Origin of the sequence: Serratia sp. BIGb0163 (assembly GCF_024809935.1) — a bacterium.
In the GTDB taxonomy this organism is placed as follows: Bacteria; Pseudomonadota; Gammaproteobacteria; order Enterobacterales; family Enterobacteriaceae; genus Serratia; species Serratia quinivorans.
The window spans coordinates 317,970-333,634 of the sequence record NZ_JANUDZ010000003.1; the positions used below are offsets into that span (position 1 = coordinate 317,970).

At 57.7% G+C, this 15,665-nt stretch carries 14 protein-coding genes; 4 read left to right on the plus strand and 10 right to left on the minus strand.

Annotated features, from left to right (window positions below; genetic code table 11):
* Positions 1-22: 22 nt before the first annotated feature.
* Both dkgA and yqhD read right to left on the minus strand, forming a co-directional pair.
* Positions 23-847, minus strand: coding sequence for a 2,5-didehydrogluconate reductase DkgA (gene dkgA, locus M2406_RS14560; RefSeq protein ID WP_259190415.1), 825 nt, complete (start codon positions 845-847; stop codon positions 23-25).
* A gap of 202 nt (positions 848-1,049) precedes the next feature.
* On the minus strand, positions 1,050-2,213 hold the full coding sequence (gene yqhD / locus M2406_RS14565; RefSeq protein ID WP_218216666.1) for an alcohol dehydrogenase: 1,164 nt from the start codon (positions 2,211-2,213) through the stop codon (positions 1,050-1,052).
* Between the two features lie 223 nt (positions 2,214-2,436).
* On the opposite strand from yqhD, the gene M2406_RS14570 reads away from it, so the two are divergent.
* Positions 2,437-3,324 (plus strand): AraC family transcriptional regulator N-terminal domain-containing protein, encoded by an 888-nt coding sequence (locus tag M2406_RS14570; RefSeq protein WP_405050628.1) that lies wholly within the window; start codon positions 2,437-2,439, stop codon positions 3,322-3,324.
* Between the two features lie 21 nt (positions 3,325-3,345).
* Here the strand turns inward: M2406_RS14570 and M2406_RS14575 are convergent, their stop codons facing one another.
* Positions 3,346-4,374, minus strand: a complete 1,029-nt coding sequence (locus tag M2406_RS14575; protein ID WP_259190417.1) for an NAD(P)-dependent alcohol dehydrogenase — start codon at positions 4,372-4,374, stop codon at positions 3,346-3,348.
* A gap of 108 nt (positions 4,375-4,482) precedes the next feature.
* On the opposite strand from M2406_RS14575, the gene M2406_RS14580 reads away from it, so the two are divergent.
* On the plus strand, positions 4,483-5,403 hold the full coding sequence (locus tag M2406_RS14580) for a LysR family transcriptional regulator (protein ID WP_259190418.1): 921 nt from the start codon (positions 4,483-4,485) through the stop codon (positions 5,401-5,403).
* A gap of 27 nt (positions 5,404-5,430) precedes the next feature.
* On the opposite strand, the gene M2406_RS14585 is transcribed toward M2406_RS14580, so the two are convergent.
* Complete coding sequence (locus M2406_RS14585) at positions 5,431-6,093, minus strand: DedA family protein (RefSeq protein WP_012146912.1); 663 nt, start codon at positions 6,091-6,093, stop codon at positions 5,431-5,433.
* 153 nt (positions 6,094-6,246) lie between these two features.
* Positions 6,247-7,443, minus strand: coding sequence for a cystathionine beta-lyase (gene metC, locus M2406_RS14590; RefSeq protein ID WP_259190419.1), 1,197 nt, complete (start codon positions 7,441-7,443; stop codon positions 6,247-6,249).
* Positions 7,444-7,698: 255 nt separating this feature from the next.
* Here metC and exbB point away from each other — a divergent pair, with 255 nt between their 5' ends.
* On the plus strand, positions 7,699-8,670 hold the full coding sequence (gene exbB, locus M2406_RS14595) for a tol-pal system-associated acyl-CoA thioesterase (RefSeq protein WP_012146910.1): 972 nt from the start codon (positions 7,699-7,701) through the stop codon (positions 8,668-8,670).
* 3 nt (positions 8,671-8,673) lie between these two features.
* Positions 8,674-9,102, plus strand: coding sequence for a TonB system transport protein ExbD (gene exbD / locus M2406_RS14600; protein ID WP_012146909.1), 429 nt, complete (start codon positions 8,674-8,676; stop codon positions 9,100-9,102).
* A 67-nt stretch (positions 9,103-9,169) separates the two neighbouring features.
* Here the strand turns inward: exbD and M2406_RS14605 are convergent, their stop codons facing one another.
* From M2406_RS14605 to M2406_RS14625, 5 genes are all read right to left on the minus strand, one after another.
* Complete coding sequence (locus M2406_RS14605; RefSeq protein ID WP_012146906.1) at positions 9,170-10,213, minus strand: substrate-binding domain-containing protein; 1,044 nt, start codon at positions 10,211-10,213, stop codon at positions 9,170-9,172.
* Positions 10,214-10,234: 21 nt separating this feature from the next.
* Positions 10,235-11,644, minus strand: coding sequence for a sucrose-6-phosphate hydrolase (locus M2406_RS14610; protein ID WP_259190420.1), 1,410 nt, complete (start codon positions 11,642-11,644; stop codon positions 10,235-10,237).
* A complete protein-coding gene (locus M2406_RS14615; protein WP_012146904.1) occupies positions 11,644-13,014 on the minus strand; it encodes a sucrose-specific PTS transporter subunit IIBC in 1,371 nt (456 codons plus the stop codon). Before M2406_RS14615 ends, M2406_RS14610 begins: the two co-directional genes overlap by 1 nt.
* Positions 13,015-13,079: 65 nt before the next feature.
* On the minus strand, positions 13,080-14,489 hold the full coding sequence (locus M2406_RS14620; protein WP_012146903.1) for a carbohydrate porin: 1,410 nt from the start codon (positions 14,487-14,489) through the stop codon (positions 13,080-13,082).
* A 215-nt stretch (positions 14,490-14,704) separates the two neighbouring features.
* The gene (locus M2406_RS14625) at positions 14,705-15,634 is read right to left on the minus strand and encodes an aminoimidazole riboside kinase (protein WP_259190422.1); all 930 of its coding nucleotides are present in this window, start codon (positions 15,632-15,634) and stop codon (positions 14,705-14,707) included.
* Between the last annotated feature and the right edge of the window lie 31 nt (positions 15,635-15,665).

The window sequence follows — 15,665 nt, forward strand, 5'->3', positions numbered from 1 at the left end:
GCGGAAGCCGGGCGCTGGGACATTACAGTGAGTCGGGATCCGGCCCCAGACGGTTGCCGATATCCAGTTGGGCGATATCGCTCAGTTCGTCTTTATCCAGTTTGAAATCAAACACCTCGAAGTTCTCGCGAATGCGTGATGGTGTGACCGATTTCGGGATCACGATAAGACCGCTGTCCAGGTGCCAGCGCACCACGATTTGCGCCGGGGTCTTCTCGTATTTTTCCGCCAGCTGTTTGATGACCGGCTGGTCGAACACCCCTTCGCCGCCCTGCGCCAGTGGGCTCCATGATTCGGTAGCGATATGATGCGTTGCGTTCCAGGCGCGCAACTGACGTTGTTGCAGCAACGGATGCAGCTCAATCTGGTTAATCACCGGTGCGATATTGGTTTCGTCCAGCAGGCGCTGCAGATGCGGGGTATGGAAATTGCAGACCCCTATACTCTTCACCAGCCCCTGTTCGCGCAGCTTGATCAGCCCGCGCCAGGCTTCCACGTATTGATCCTGTTGCGGTTTTGGCCAGTGGATCAGATACAGATCGACGTAGTCCAGCTTGAGTTTTTCCAGGCTGGTTTCCAGGGCGGCCTGTGGGTCGCCCTGATCGTCGTTCCACAGTTTGGTGGTAATAAACAGTTCATCGCGCGGCACCGAGGCGGATTGCAGTGCAGCACCGACCCCTTCCTCGTTCTTGTAAATCGCAGCGGTATCGATCGAACGATATCCCACCTCCAGCGCCTTGAGCACCGCCTGGGTGGTGTCTGGAATACTCGCCTGCCAAACGCCGAGACCCAACTGCGGCATCAGATTACCATCGTGGAGTTTGATGATGGGTTGTTGCGTTGTCATGCGTATCTCCTTGTTAACGGATTGCCCGGTGCTGCATGCACCAGGAACGGCTATCAATAAATTCTAGTTGGCAAACTGGGGTGGTGCTGAGTTTGCTAAGCAAATTTCAGCGATATCAGAATAGTGCTTGGCACTGCGCCCGAGGACAGCTCGGGCGCAAGAGACTGAAATTAAAGCCTGACAGGTAACCGCGGGTTTGCGATTAACGTGCCGCCTCATAAATACGTTGGCTGACTTCCAGGGTGATGTCCTGATGCTCACCCAGCGCGGTCATGCCGTGCTGATGCAGCTTATCAAGCAGTGCCGGGATCGAGCTGCCGTCGAGCTGGTAATCGGCCATGCGGGTTGGCACGCCCATCTGTTCGAAGAAGGCACGGGTGGCGGCAATGGCCCCGTCAATACGGTTGTCTTCGCTGCCCTCACGCAGACCCCAGACGCGGTCGGCGTACTGCAGCAGTTTTTCGCGTTTCTGCGCTTTTTTCTCGTTCAGCAGCGCCGGCAGGACGATGGCCAGCGTCTGGGCATGATCCAGACCGTGCATGGCGGTTAACTCGTGGCCCAGCATATGGGTTGCCCAGTCTTGCGGCACACCGGCACCGATCAGACCGTTCAATGCCATGGTGGCGCTCCACATCACGTTGGCGCGTACGGCATAGTTTTCCGGCTCGGCCAGCGCACGCGGGCCATCTTCCAGCAGCGTCAGCAGCAGGCCTTCGGCAAAGCGATCCTGCACTTTCGCATCGACCGGGTAGGTCAGGTACTGCTCAATGGTGTGGATAAAGGCATCGACCACGCCGTTGGCGATCTGGCGCGGTGGCAGCGAATAGGTCACTACCGGATCCAGTACCGCAAACAGTGGCTGAACGTATGGCGAGAAGAAATGCTGTTTGTCGCCGCTGCTTTTACGGGTGATCACCGCGCCGCTGTTGGATTCAGAACCGGTAGCCGGCAGTGTCAGCACGCAACCCATCGGCACTGCGCCTTTGATTTCGCTGCCGACGGTTTTCAGGATATGCCATGGATCGCTATCCGCCTGATAATGGGCCGCTGCGGCGATGAACTTGGTGCCATCGACCACCGAACCGCCACCGACGGCCAGCAGGAAATCGATGTTCTCTGCACGCACGACCTCGACCGCTTTCATCAGCGTTTCGTAGGTTGGGTTAGGTTCAATACCGGAGAACTCCTGCACGTTACGACCCGCCAGTGCGGAATAAACCTGATCCAGCACGCCGTTCTTCTTCACGCTGCCGCCACCGTAGGTGATCAGAATGCGTGCATCGGCAGGGATCTGCTGCGCCAGGCCGGCAATTTGGTCTTGACCGAACAGGATTTTGGTTGGGGTATGGAGAATAAAGTTTTGCATGGCTGATTTCTCTTCTGCATGAGGCAAGCGCCGGATGGCGCAAAATATCTGGGGTGTATTGTCAGTAACCTGGCCCCGCAGCACAATGCTCATTCCTGCCCGAGTCTTGCCTATTCCTACAAAGCGTTGTAGAAAAACAGAGTTTTAAACTATTATTTATGCCGAATTGTTCTTAGTGTAAGAGGGTTTTTTCGTGAGTGAAATCGATGAACTGCGCGGCCGGATGGCGCGCCAGGCGGCCGGCTTTGCCGAGAGTAACGGTTATACCCCTTCGCCGGTGCCACTGGTGAAAATCCTCTATGTGGATCGCCATTGTCCGCGTCAGCCGGTGATGTACGAACCTGGGGTGGTGATCATTTTCCAGGGCCACAAAGTGGGTTACTGCGGCAATCGGGTGTTTCAGTACGATCCGCGTAACTATCTGTTGATGACGGTACCGCTGCCGTTCGAATGTGAAACCTTTGCCAGCCCGGAACTGCCGCTGGTGGGGCTGTCAGTGAATATCGATAGCCAAATGCTGCAGGATTTGTTGATCGACATCGGCGATGACGACTACCTGATGAAACCGCGCAGAGAAAGCAGCGGGGTTAATCTGGCCGAGCTGTCGGAAGAGTTGTTGTGCGCCACCGAACGCCTGCTGGACGTGATGGGCAAACCGCTCGATGCACGGGTATTGGGGCCGCAGATTGTGCGCGAAATTCTGTACCACGTGCTGCGTGGCAGCTGCGGGACGTCGTTGCAGGAACTGGTCAATCGCCATACCCACTTTAGCCAAATCGCCAAGGCGCTGCGACGCATCGAGAACCAATATGCCGACAGCCTCAACGTTGAGCAGTTGGCGGGGGAGGTGAATATGAGTATTTCGGCGTTTCACCATAACTTTAAGGCGGTGACCAATACCTCGCCGTTGCAGTATGTGAAGTCCTATCGGCTGCACAAGGCGCGCCTGCTGATGGTCCACGACGGTCTGAAGGCCAGCACCGCTGCGCTGCGCGTCGGCTATGAGAGTGCTTCGCAGTTCAGTCGTGAATTCAAACGCTTCTTTGGCGTGACGCCAAGCGACGAAGTGGCCCGACTGCGTGATAACCCTCCTTTAATGATGGAGGGTTAAGCATGCAGCCGGGGCGGCAATTCAGCGCGTCAGTACAATTTTGCCAAACGCCCCGCGATCGAGATGGTCGAGTGCCTGCTGCAGTTGGTCAAAGCGATAGCGTTGATCAATCACCGGTTGCAAGCCATTGGCATCCACCGCCCGCACCAGATCTTCCAGTGCGCGGCGGTGGCCGACGCCAATTCCCTGGATCACCGGTGATTTTAGCAGCAGCGGTCCGGCAGGGGCTGAGACCTCAAAGCCCTCCAGCGCACCGATCACCGAGATGCGTCCCTGCACGGCGACGGCACGAACCGAATTACCGAGGTTAGGGCCGCCAACGGTGTCGACCACGTGGTCTATGCCGTGATCCTGTGTTAACCGATACACCGCCTCCACCCAATCGCCATCCAGGCGATTAATGCCGTGATCGGCCCCCAACGCCTTGGCACGCGCCAGTTTTTCGTTGCTGCTGGAAGTGACGTACACCTCGGCACCCTGCAGTTTGGCGATCTGCAGCGCGAACAGCGCCACGCCGCCGGTGCCCTGTACCAGCACAGATTGGCCAGAGAACAGGTGGCCCTGTTCCACCAAAGCGAACCAGGCGGTCAGCCCGGCGCAGGGTAGGGTGCTGGCTTGCGCGTCGTCCAGCGAGGTGGGGGCCGCTACCAGCCAGTCCTCATGCAGCACCACATATTCCGCCAACATGCCCTGATAAAAACCGCCCAGCGTACGGTAAGGCGGGGTGCGCGCATTGCCATACGGCTTCTGTTTGCCATCTATCCAACCGGGGCTAAAGGTGGAAATTACTCGTTCACCCGGTTGGAAACGGCTGACATCGGCACCAACTGCGTCGACTTCACCAGCCATGTCGGAGGCGGGAGTAAACGATTGTGGCAGTTCCAGCCCCATACCAGTTTCGATCACCAACTTGTCGCGGTAATTAAGCGCTACCGCATTCACTTTCACCCTAATCTCATGTGGCCCCGGTTGCGGAATGGCGCTTTCGCTCAGTTTCAGGTGCTGACGCCCGAGGGCATCCATTGTCCAGCGTTGCATTGTTTCGGCCATGATTGACTCCAAAGTCAGTGATAAACAGACCTTTGGATATTATCGTTGATTGAGGTTCGCCAGTGGCGATAAGATTTCCATTGATTGTTTCTCTAAAGGCTACAAATCATGACCGACCGATTGAACGGTATTTCGGTGTTTGTCACCGCCGTGGAGGCGGGCAGCTTCGCGCTGGCGGCCAGTCGGCTGCACCTTTCACGATCGGCGGTGGGGAAAACCATCGCCCGTCTGGAGCAGCGATTGGCTGTGCGCCTGTTCCACCGAACTACCCGCAGTTTGAGTCTGACCGACGACGGCGCTCTGTTCTATGAACGTTGCTTACGGGCGCTGGAGGAGATCCGCACCGCAGAAACGCTGCTGGAGTCGGGCAAACAGCAAGTCAGCGGCAGGCTACGGGTGTCGATGCCGGTGCTGTTTGGCCGCATGTGCATTGCGCCGCTGTTGACCAGCCTGGCGCGTGAGCACCCGGGGCTGGAGCTGGAACTGTCGTTCAACGACCGCGTGGTGGATCTGATTGAGGATGGTTTTGATCTGGCGGTCCGTAACGGGGCGTTGCCCAGCAGCAGCGGACTGGTGGCGCGGAGCATTGGCGATCACCGTATGACGTTGTGTGCGGCGCCGGAATACCTGCGGCAGCATGGCGAGCCGAAAAACCTTGAACAGCTGACTCAACATGATGCGGTGACCTACATGCGCGCCGGTGTGGTGCGTAATTGGCTGATCCCGGATAGCGACGGCAAAGTGCAGGAAGTGATGCCGAACAAGCGGCTGCAGATGGATGACCTGCAGGCGATGGCGGACGCCACGGTGGCCGGGTTTGGTATCGCCTGGTTACCATGCTGGCTGGTGCGAGAAGCGTTGTTGAAAGGGGAATTGGTCAGGCTGATGCGCGATCGGCCCGGCATGTCATTTGAGGCGCACGCAGTATGGCCGCAAACGCCACATCTGCCGTTGAAGGTACGACTGGCGGTGGATACGCTGGTGAGCAAGTTGCCCCCCAGTCTGGCACAGGTTGAAAAAGCTTTGTAGGGGCGGCTACTGCCGCCCGCAAGCCGATCAGGAAGAGGCGGCGCGCTTTTTACGCCAGATAACCAGCATGGCGCCTAGCAGACCCACCAGCAGCAGTAGCAGCGGCAGGATCATCAGCCCGGTCATTACCTGGCTTTCGTAGCGTTTCACCAGTGGGATCTGGCTGAAAGCGTAGCCAAGACCGACCACCGCGCCAACCCAAATCACGGCGCTCAGCCAGTTAAATATCTGGAAACGCGTGCTGTTCAGGCCTGAGATACCGGCCATGGTCGGCAGCAGGGTACGAACAAAACCCAGAAAACGGCCGATCACTAATGCCATTAGCCCATGACGGTTAAACAGATTATGCGCACGTTGATGATATTGGGCAGGCAGTTGCAGCAGCCAGCCTTTGACCAGACTGGTGTGACCCAGCCAGCGCCCTTGCACGTAGCTCAGCCAACAGCCGAGGCTGGCGGCAACGGTTAAAATGATCAGCGTTGGCACAAAGGCCATCACGCCTTTGGCGATCAGGGCACCGGATAACAGCAGCAGGCTGTCGCCGGGCAAGAAGGAGGCTGGCAGTAGTCCGTTTTCCAAAAATAGAGTGGTGAAAAGTACCGCATAAACCACCCAAATTACGCTGGGATCAGCAAGGGCAATAAAGTCCTGCTGCCAAAGCGCATGAACAATCTCTCGTAATACATCCATTATATATCCTGTTGCATGCCGGTTGCGCCTGGGGTTGGCTTCCCCAGGATGCGGTGTTGACCGTATCTGACAGTTACCCGGCTAGTGTAACGCTAATAGCTTAAGCACACATTAAACAAGGCGAATAAAGTTGCCATTGCAACAGGTGGCGCGTCAGTGCGCGTTGGCGATACGCTCGAATCCGGCGGCGAGGTCGTCAATCAGATCCTGCACGTTCTCCAGTCCGATATGCAGGCGCACCAGGGTGCCGGAGAAGTCGACGCCGCCGGCCGGACGGATGGCTTCCAGCTCTTCCGGTTGGTTGGCCAGGATCAACGATTCATAACCGCCCCAGGAATAGGCCATGCTGAAATGGCTGAAGTTGTCCAGATACGCGGCCAACTGTGCGTCGCTCAGACGTTGTTTCAGCACGAAAGAGAACAGGCCGTTGCAGCCGCTGAAATCGCGGCGGTAAAATTCGTGGCCCTTGCAGCTGGGCAGCTCCGGGTGATTGACCACCGCCACCTCCGGCCGTTCGGCCAGCCAGTTGGCGACTTCGATGCTGCCTTGCTGATGTTGCTTCAGGCGTACGCCCAGCGTGCGCAGGCCACGGCTGGCCATATAGGCGGTATCGGCGTCCACCATCTGGCCCATCAGATAAGAGTATTCGCGCAGTTGATCCCAACAGCGCTGGTTTGCCACGGCGGTGCCGAGCATGTAATCGGAGTGGCCGATAATGTATTTGGTCCCAGCCTGAATCGAAATATCAATGTCGAAGTCCAGCGCCTTGAACAGCACACCGGCCGCCCAGGTATTGTCGATCATGATCACCACTTCCGGTGCCACCGCGCGAATGGCCTGCACCATGGCCGGGATATCCTGAACTTCCATGGTGATCGATCCGGGCGATTCAAGGAACACCACGCGGGTATTGGGCTGAATAAGCCCGGCGATATCGGCACCGATCAGCGGGTCGAAATAGGTGGTTGCCACGTTCATGCGGCTCAGAATATGGCTGCAAAAATCCTGCGTGGGTTCATACACCGAGCCGGTCATCAGCAGGTGATCGCCGGCGCTGACAAACGAAAGGATAGCGTTGGAGACCGCAGCCGCGCCGCAAGGGTAAAGGACACAACCTGCGCCGCCTTCCAGCTCAACCATCGCATCCTGTAACGCGAAGTGGGTCAGGGTGCCGCGCCGGCCATAAAACAGTTCGCCATGGGCCCGCCTGGCAGTGGCGTGCTTTTTGGCCGCCACCGAATCAAATACCAGTGAAGAAGCGCGTTGGGTGACGGGATTGACGGAGCCCTGGGTATAGCGCTTGCTGCGTCCTGCGCCGATCAGGGTGGTTTCGATGTTTTTTGACGTCATAGGAGCAGGCTCACCTTTGGCTGGGTCTTCACGGGATGTTTGCGATAGCCCTTACGTTAGCATGACATATGATAGCCATCCAGACGTTTTAACCGCCAAATGTAAAAGCGTTGCCGATTTACCCGTTCTTGGCACGTCGTTTTGCCGATTATTTGGTAAATAATAATGAGAACTACTATCAATCCCTGATTGGTTTGATATGATCGCACGCTGAATTATTCCTCAATTTTGATCGGTAACGGGTGGAGGCACAGCGTGAAAACGGCTGGCAAGAATTTAAATCAAGGATCGTTCGGTCAGGGCCGGGCGCAATGGGGCCAGGCATTTGGCCGCGGTCTGTTAGCTTCAATGGTATTGGTAGTGGGTCTGGCCGGTAGCGCTCAGGCTGCTCCGGCGACTAATCCGGCCGTTACCCAGAGCGTTGCTCCGGCCTCTGCGCCTGCCGCAGCCGCGCCTGAAAGTATCACTCCGCTGAATCCGCAACCGACCATCCTGCCGCCGGAAACTCGCGGTATGGACCTGTCCGTCTGGGGCATGTACCAGCATGCGGACATCGTGGTGAAAATCGTGATGATCGGCCTGGTGCTGGCGTCTATCGTCACCTGGACCATCCTGTTCTCCAAGGGCAGCGAACTGTTCCGCGCCAAGCGCCGTCTGCGCCGCGAACAGCTGGCGCTGGCCAATGTGCGCTCGCTGGATGAAGCCTCCGAGCTGGCACAGAACTTCTCGGACGAGAGCATCAGTTCCGTATTACTGAATGATGCGCAAAACGAACTGGAGCTGTCGGCAGAGTCTAACGACAACAACGGCATCAAGGAACGTACCGGTTTCCGTCTGGAGCGTCGCGTTGCGGGCTACAGCCGTAACATGGGCCGTGGTAACGGTTTCTTGGCAACCATCGGTGCCATTTCGCCGTTTGTCGGCCTGTTCGGCACCGTCTGGGGCATCATGAACAGCTTTATCGGCATCGCCCATTCGCAAACCACCAACCTGGCTGTGGTTGCACCCGGCATCGCAGAAGCGCTGTTGGCAACCGCATTGGGGCTGGTGGCCGCTATCCCGGCGGTGGTGATTTATAACATCTTTGCCCGTGTAATCAGCGGTCATCGCGCTCAGGTTGGCGACGTGGCTGCTCAGGTGCTGCTGCTGCTGGGTCGCGATTTGGATCTGGCCGCCACGGCACAAGCCAAACGTTCACAGCATTCACAGCAACTGCGGGTGGGGTGAGTTATGGCGATGCGCTTAAATGAAGATCTGGACGACAGCGGCGAACTGCATGAAATCAACGTGACGCCGTTTATCGACGTCATGCTGGTGCTGTTGATCATCTTTATGGTGGCCGCGCCGCTGGCAACGGTAGATATCCGTGTCGATCTCCCGGCTTCCTCAGCCAAACCGCAGCCGCGCCCGGAAAAACCGGTGTTCCTGTCGGTGAAAGCGGATAAGCAGCTGTACGTTGGCGAACAGGCGGTCAGTGCAGATCAACTGACGTCGGTGCTGGATCAGCAAACTCAGGCTAACAAAGAGACCACTATCTTCTTCCAGGCGGACAAGACCGTGGACTACGAGACGCTGATGAGCGTGATGGATACGCTGCGTAAAGCCGGCTACCTGAAAGTGGGGCTGGTGGGGATGGAAGGCACCGCCAAAGCGGGCTGACATCACCAACGATAAAAAAGGCGCTCAGGCGCCTTTTTTATTGGCCGAGTTTTTTACGAAGAAAAGCCTAAGGCTGGCCGAGCAATGCCTTCGAACCGGCGTGGCGCCAGTGGATGCTGCCCGGCAGGTACAGCGCGTTTTGCTCTAATGGCCGCTCGTCAATCAGCGCACTAACCATGTCGAAACTGTGTTGGGCCAGGGCGCGGCAGTCTTGCGCCACGGTGTCGATTTTCAGCGTCAGTCCGTCGAACAGGTAGTGGTCGTCAAAGCTGCACAGATGCAGATCGCTTTCCATCAACTGGTGCTGATTCAGGTAACGCAGCACCCCTTCCAGCAGGCCGCAGGCGGCGGTAAACAGCGCCTTGGGCGGTCGGCCCAGTTGCGCGCAGAGTTGGGCGAACATCTCGTAGCCGGAGCTGGGGTGATAATTACCGTTGATGATCCACTCCGGTTTACACACCACCCCGGCACGTTCCAGACCGAGTTGGAAACCGGCCAGCCGATCGCGCGTGGGTGAAATGCGGGGTTGGCCGCCAAGGAAGTAGAATTCGTCCGGATGCTGACGCGCGACGTTTTCCACCAGCGTGGCGGTCGAGGTCAGCGAGTCGGTGATCACCAGCGGCAGGTCGGAGCCGACGATCAGACGGTCCATCTGCACTACCGGCAGGCCGGCGTTAATCTTTTGGTATTCCGCATCGTTAAGCTGGCTGGAGGCGACGATCAGACCGTCGACCTGACGTTGTACCAGACTGTTCACCGCCATCATTTCCTGAGCCGGGTTTTCATCGGTACAGGCGATCAGCAACTGCAAACCGGCCTCGCGGCACAGGGTTTCCAGCTCGCGTGAAATCACCGCAAAACCGTAGTTGGTCATTTCCGGCACCACCAGCCCCAGGGTATGGCTGCGGGAAGAACGCAGTGAACGGGCGTGGAAGCTGGGCTGGTAGTGGTGCTCACCGGCCAGTGCCAGGATACGATCGCGGGTGTCGTCGGACACCCGATATTCCTTGCTGCGACCGTTAAGCACCAGGCTGGCGGTCGATTTCGACACGCCGGCCAGTGCGGCAATATCACTGATGGTAATGCGTTTATTTTTTTTCACTGACGGCATCTGAATTCATCGAAGGATGCGTCATTCTAGCATGCATGGCGTCAGCGACCAGTGCTCGAGCGCCAGTTGGGTTTTACCGCTCAGGTGCAGTTGTGGTTGTGGGCCGGGGAAGTAGCGTGAGCTCATCACTGCCTCGCCGTGGTTGATAAAAATCTCCACGCTGGAGCGGTCAAACAGGATCTGCAGCTGGCTCAGGTTGCCGCGCCAGTAGCGATGTTCCGGCTGCCCGTTACGCAGATTATTACGCGTCAGTCGTAGCAAGGCACCGTCCCAGAGCAGCATCATTGCCCCGCCAAAATCGGCGCTGAATGCCCCTTCTGGCGTTAGCAGCAGTTCCGCGCTGCCGACGGGCCAACATGGCGCTTCGTCGGCGATCCCCTGCCATTGCCGGCTTTCACCGCGCAATTGTTGCAGTTCGCGCGCTGGCCGTTGGTAAAGCTTGCCCTGATGCAGCGACAGTTCGCGCGGGCAGGTCAGGATGTGGATCCAGCCGTACTGCAGCGTCGGGTGATAATCCTCGTCCTGCTCCGGCACGCCCATCCAGCCGACCAGCAACCGGCGGCCGTCTTCGGCCTGGGTGGTCTGCGGCGCATAGAATTCGAACCCGAGATCCAGCTCGTGGAAGGCGCCATGTTCGAAACTGGCCTGCCGATAATCCAGTTTGCCAGTGAAATAGCCCGCCTGATAAACGTTGAGATACAGCTCGGCCTGCGCCGCCAGCCCCTGTGGGCAACAGATCAGTATCTCGACCCCGTCCAGTGTGAACAGGTCCGGGCATTCCCACATATAGCCGAAATCGCCGATGCCATTCAGCTGTGAACCGGTAATCTCTCCCAGCAACTGCCAACCGCGCAGATCGGCGGAGCGCAACAGCAGCACTTTGCCACGGTCTTGCAGGTCGCGAGCGCCGAGCACCATGTACCAGTCGTCCTGATGACGCCAAACCTTCGGATCGCGCACGTGGCCGCTATAGCCCGGCGGCAGCGGTAATACCGGGCCAAGTTTGTCATAGCCACCCTGGGTATTTTCTTGCGCCAGGCACTGGTAGGCGGTGCGGGAGCCGTCGGGGTATTTGACGTTGCCGGTATACGCCAGCATGATTTTGCCGTCCGCCACCACTGCCGATCCGGAATAACAGCCGTGGCTGTCGTAGCAGGCTCCCGGCACCAGTGCCACCGGCTGATGCTGCCAGTTGACCAGATCCGTCGACTGCCAATGGCCCCAACACTTGTTGCGGTGATCGCAACCCAGCGGGTTCCACTGATAAAACAGGTGGAAGACGCCGTTATGCTGAATGAATCCGTTGGGATCGTTGAGTAACCCGACGCTGGGCGCCAGATGCCACGCCGGGCGGTGCGGCGCACGCAGTACCTTTGGCATGTCGCGCATCAACGCCTGAACGGCCTGTTTCATCAAATTCAATTCTTCCATTATTCGCTGTCCGTTTTGTATTTCAGCAGCAACGAGATAATAAAGGCGCTGCCGAAGGCGATCACCAAACCAATGATATAGCTGACCAGCGAACTGGCCTGCACAATGGCCATCCCCGGGATTGCCGTCAGCCCGACCGCGTTCATGCCGACGTGATTGGCCACCACCCAGGCACCGCCGAGCGCTCCGCCGGCCAGCGCCGCCAGGAAGGGTTTCACAAAGCGCAGGTTAATGCCGAACAGTGCCGCTTCGGTAATGCCGAGCATGGCGGAAAAGGCCGAAGGCACCGCGATGGCTTTGATCTTGGCGTCGCGGGTTTTGAAATAGACCGCCAGACAGGCGCCGCCCTGAGCGATATTGGCCATCGACCAGATCGGCAACAGGAAGTTAACGCCGATATTCGGGTTGCCGAGCAGTCCGGCTTCGACGGCATGGAAACTGTGGTGGATACCGGTGATGACGATGGCGGAATACAGGCCACCGAACAGCAAGCCGGCAAACCAACCGGCGTGGGCGATCAGCGTGCTGAGCACCAGGGAGATGCCATCACCCAGCGCGCGACCGGCCGGGCCGATAAACAGCATGGCGACGAAGCCGGAGATCACCACCGTCAGGAACGGCGTCAGGATCAGATCCAGCGAATTGGGGATCACTCTGCGCAGCTGTTTTTCCAGCATGCTCATAAACCACACCGTCAAAAGCACCGGGAACACCGTGCCCTGATAGCCGATCATGGCAATCTGCAACCCGAAGAAATCCATGGTGTGAAAACCGCTGGCGACGCCCCAGGCGTTGGTCAGAGCCGGATGGGTCAGAATGCCGCCGAGCGTAGCGCCCAGATAGGGGTTACCACCAAATTCACGCGCGGCGGTGAAGCCGATCAGGATTGGTAAAATAATAAATGCCGCCGAGCTGAACATATCCAGCATCACGAAAACGGCGCTGTTGGCATCGGCCCAGCCGTAGGTTTTCACCATGCCGAGCAGACCCATCAGCAGGCCGGAGGCGACGATAGCCGGGATGATTGGCACAAAGATATTCGACAGCAGGCGGGCAATGCGCTGCAGCGGGTTGAGTTTTTTCGCCGCGATATCGGCGGCCTCAGACTTGCTGGACTCGCTGACGCCGGCCGCCTTGATAAACTCCGCGTGCACCTTGTTGACCAGCCCGGTACCGAAAATCACCTGGATTTGCCCGGCGTTGCTAAAGCAGCCTTTCACCCCTTCCAGCTTGCCGATCGCCACTTTGTCCACCTTGCTGTCATCGAGCAACACCAGGCGCAAGCGTGTGGCGCAGTGGGCGGCACTGGCTATGTTTTCTTTGCCGCCGAGCAACGGCAATAGCGCGTTAGCGGTTGCGGTAATGTCCATGTTCACTCCCTTAATCAATAAAAATGCCGCCGCGGTGTTTCGCGGCGGAAATCAGTTCATCAGCGTCAGAAGAAGTACTTGAACCGGGCACGTACGCCGTAGCGCTGATCGTTGCTGGAGTTGGCAATTTTGTTATCTGCATTGGCCTCCAGCATCGAGACGTAGGCCCCGAGATACAGGTTAAAGTTCTTCATATTCATGATGTTTGGTATTTGGTACGAGGTATGAATGGTATGAATATCATATTTGCCCGGCTCGCTGAGCGGGTTGCTGATGTCGGCGCTCATACCGGCGGTATTGAACTCTTTGATGTTGTTGTGGGCATAGATGTAACCCACTTCAAAGCGACGCCACAGTACGTTGATACCGGCGGTCAGGTCCTGCTCGCCGGAGGCGTCCAGGTAGGCGGTGCTCAGGTTGGCAACCACGCCGTTGTCCGGGTTGGCGGCGGTATTGTTCCAACTGAGAGTCATGCCGTAGCCGTTACGTTTGGACTGGTCGACGAATTGCCCCTGGCTGTCGTGATAGCCGTAGGCATTGTTGACCACATTGCTTTCCATCGCCACTGCCGCACTGAGCTGGTCTTTTTTCCAGGCGATCACCGGCCGCAGGTAGGCGACATTTTTCTTATTATCCAGGCTATTGCCGTGGTAGGCGTCGTCCTGGAACAGGGAGGTACCGTCCTCCACCAGCGTATTGAGTTCGAAGTAGAAGTTACCGGCATACTTGCTCAGCATCAGGTTGCCGCCGCTGCTGCTACGCCCACGACCTTCTTTCATCATGTAGATATAGCCAAAACCGTCGGCATACAGATCGTTGGCGGTATTGCCGGAATACTGGATGAAGGTGTCCTGATTGAGCGGGAACATGTCGTAGGCTTCAAAACGGCCAATCTTGGTCTGCCAGTTCTTTTCGTTACCGAAGAAGAAGGCGGCATCGTCGAGGTTCATTTTACCGGTCATGTCGGCCAGCGGCTGCACGCTGAAACCGGAGAAGTTGCCGTCCGGGTTGCGTCGGTAGCCGTCTACACCGACCAGAATGCGGCCGTTGATATCCCAACGTTCTTTGTTGCCCGGCTTCCAGTCTTTGTTGTCGCTGCTTTTCAGCGAGGTGAGCTGGCCGCTGCGGCTGGCGCCGTCCAGGTTGAACTCGACGTCGCCGTACAGTTTCAGGTCGGTTAATCCGGTGAGTTGCAGCTTGCCGGCCGGTGCGGCGTGGGTTTCCAGCGTCGCGGTGCGCTGAACAACCTGTTGGGTTTGCTGCTCGGTGTTGGCGGTACGTAATTCCAACTGTTGTGCCTTGCGTTCCGCCGCCGTGGCACGCGTTTCCGCCTGGACAGCTCGCTGCTCGGCCTGTTGCAGCCGTTGTTCCAGCGCATTCAGACGGGCTTCGATACTGGTATTGGTACCAGTCGCGGCCGCAGAGGTAGAGATGAGAAGCCCTGTAGTGACTGCCAGATAGCCAAGTTTTTTCATGATTTTCTATCATCCGGGGTGGTTGTTATTATTTTTTGCTAAATTGCTAAACCGGTTTTTCAGGATGAAAGATAGTGAGTTGAGCGACGGCTGGCAATCAAGTTTGCTAACCCGATTCAGCTATTGTGATCAAGTCCGCAAATTATGTTCCGGAGATGAAAAGTGGGGAGGTACCCAATGCCCTGTGGCATTGGGCCTGAATCATAGCTATCGGGTTAGCGTCGCAGGAAGTCCTGCAACTCGTCGGCATGCGGCAGGGCGGTCATCGCGCCTTTGGCGGTGGTGGCCAGCGCCCCGCAGGCCTGGGCCTGGGCGATCACTGCCGGCCATTGGGCTTCCTGCGGTAAAGCGCCCAGGTGTGCCAGTGCGGCCAGCAGACCGGCGACAAAGGCGTCACCTGCACCGGTGGTATCGACCGGGGTGATTGAAGGGGCGCGGAAATGGCGGATCTGTTTGCCGTCATGCACGCAGACACCGTCGCCGCCCAGCGTCACCAGCAACAAACGCAGCGGATAGCGCTGCATCATCCAATCGATACCGCTCTCCAACTCGCCGATATTGCTGATAAAACTCAGTTCTTCCAGCGAGATCTTCACCACATCCGCCAGCAATAACGCCTTTTGCAAGCAGGGGCGCAGCGCTTCCGGCTGGCGCCAAACGTCTTCACGAATATTTGGGTCAAAGCTGACCCAGCCACCGGCCGCCTTGATGTTCTCCATTGCGGTGAAGGTGGTGCTGCGGCTGGGTTCCTGTGACAGAGCGATAGAGCAGACGTGCAGCCATTCATCCGCTTTGAAATCAGGCAGATCCTCGGGTTGCAGGAACAGATCGGCGCTTGGGCTGACCATGAAGGTGAAGGAGCGTTCACCCATCAGATCAAGATCCACCACCACGGTAGAGGTGTGGTGGTCTGGATCCTGTGACATATGGCCGATGTCGACCTGCTCTTCGCTCAGTACCTGCTGCAGGAAAGCGCCGAAACTATCTTGGCCTACCCGGCCGATAAAGGCGCTGTTGCCGCCCAGGCGGGCGATGCCGACCGCCACATTGGCCGGAGCGCCACCGGGGCATTTAAGGTAACTGTTTGAATTTTCAGGTACCAGGTCGACAACTGCATCACCCAGCACCCATACGCGATTAACCATGTTCGATCCCCGTTTTCATCGGTGTCTGATG

Excerpts from the sequence above, each read along its gene's own strand:
- metC (WP_259190419.1), bottom strand. The coding sequence starts at position 7,443 with ATGACGTCAAAAAACATCGAAACCACCCTGATCGGCGCAGGACGCAGC.
- M2406_RS14580 (WP_259190418.1), top strand. The coding sequence starts at position 4,483 with ATGACCGACCGATTGAACGGTATTTCGGTGTTTGTCACCGCCGTGGAG.
- M2406_RS14615 (WP_012146904.1), bottom strand. The coding sequence starts at position 13,014 with ATGGACATTACCGCAACCGCTAACGCGCTATTGCCGTTGCTCGGCGGC.
- M2406_RS14610 (WP_259190420.1), bottom strand. The coding sequence starts at position 11,644 with ATGGAAGAATTGAATTTGATGAAACAGGCCGTTCAGGCGTTGATGCGC.
- M2406_RS14575 (WP_259190417.1), bottom strand. The coding sequence starts at position 4,374 with ATGGCCGAAACAATGCAACGCTGGACAATGGATGCCCTCGGGCGTCAG.
- M2406_RS14625 (WP_259190422.1), bottom strand. The coding sequence starts at position 15,634 with ATGGTTAATCGCGTATGGGTGCTGGGTGATGCAGTTGTCGACCTGGTA.
- M2406_RS14620 (WP_012146903.1), bottom strand. The coding sequence starts at position 14,489 with ATGAAAAAACTTGGCTATCTGGCAGTCACTACAGGGCTTCTCATCTCT.
- M2406_RS14570 (WP_405050628.1), top strand. The coding sequence starts at position 2,437 with ATGGCGCGCCAGGCGGCCGGCTTTGCCGAGAGTAACGGTTATACCCCT.
- M2406_RS14585 (WP_012146912.1), bottom strand. The coding sequence starts at position 6,093 with ATGGATGTATTACGAGAGATTGTTCATGCGCTTTGGCAGCAGGACTTT.
- yqhD (WP_218216666.1), bottom strand. The coding sequence starts at position 2,213 with ATGCAAAACTTTATTCTCCATACCCCAACCAAAATCCTGTTCGGTCAA.
- dkgA (WP_259190415.1), bottom strand. The coding sequence starts at position 847 with ATGACAACGCAACAACCCATCATCAAACTCCACGATGGTAATCTGATG.
- exbD (WP_012146909.1), top strand. The coding sequence starts at position 8,674 with ATGGCGATGCGCTTAAATGAAGATCTGGACGACAGCGGCGAACTGCAT.
- M2406_RS14605 (WP_012146906.1), bottom strand. The coding sequence starts at position 10,213 with ATGCCGTCAGTGAAAAAAAATAAACGCATTACCATCAGTGATATTGCC.